Origin of the sequence: Vibrio sp. IB15, assembly GCF_016406055.1 — a bacterium.
In the GTDB taxonomy this organism is placed as follows: Bacteria; Pseudomonadota; Gammaproteobacteria; order Enterobacterales; family Vibrionaceae; genus Vibrio; species Vibrio chagasii.
Genome location: NZ_JAEFCE010000153.1, coordinates 1 through 897, shown reverse-complemented (window position 1 = coordinate 897; position 897 = coordinate 1). Strand labels below are relative to the sequence as shown.

Annotated in this window: 1 protein-coding gene; it reads left to right on the top strand. The window is 45.6% G+C overall.

The features are described 5' to 3' along the window. Window positions 1-785 (top strand): group II intron maturase-specific domain-containing protein (locus tag JC606_RS23185; protein WP_269819954.1); only part of this gene is annotated, 785 nt, incomplete at its 5' end. Window positions 786-897: the final 112 nt, after the last annotated feature.

Genomic DNA, 897 nt, shown 5'->3' with positions numbered 1-897 from the left:
CGCCTCAAGGCGGGATTATATCCCCCACCTTGATGTTGATGACGTTATCGGGTCTCGAACAGCGCATTAAGTCTACCGCGCTTAAGAAAGGCGCAAGAGCTAACTTTATTGGATATGCCGACGATTTCGTCGTCACCTGCGCTTCAAAGGAAGTGTTGGAGAACGATATCAAACCATTGATTGCTGACTTTTTAGCGGTACGAGGCTTAACGTTATCCGAAGAGAAAACGCACATTACTCACATCAACGACGGTTTTGACTTCCTTGGGTTCAACCATAGGAAGTACAAAGGAAAACTGCTCATCAAACCGAGCAAGGCCAACACGTTGACGTTCCTAAGTAACTTGCGCGGACTCATCAAAAAGCACGTTACCCTACCGGTGAACGACCTTATCAAATTGATTAACCCAAAGCTTAGAGGGTGGTCGAACTATTATCGCCACTGCGTAGCTAAACAGGTATTCAGTTATGTCGGTCACAAACTATTTCATGCGTTATGGCATTGGGCTAAAAGGCGACATCCAACAAAATCTAAAACTTGGGTCGCCTTAAAATACTTCATCAACCGAAGAGGCCAATGGCAGTTTCACGGTTGGCAGAAGATAAAGGATATGGATTGCCAGTTTAATCTTTTCCAAATAGCTAAAGTGCCGATAGAAAGACATGTGAAGATCCGAAGCGCAGCGACACCTTTCGACCCTCAATACCAAGAATACTTGGGAAAGAGGAAACACAAAAGGCCAGCTCGTAATTCTTGGATTGAACCTGCTCTATCTGCTTTATGAGTTGCTGGGTATCATTTGATGCCTTTGTAGAGGCTTGAGCCTAGTGCAGTGAAAGTTGCACGCTGGGTTCTAAGGGAGACGGCACTTGGTAACAAGTGTCGTCCACCCGACA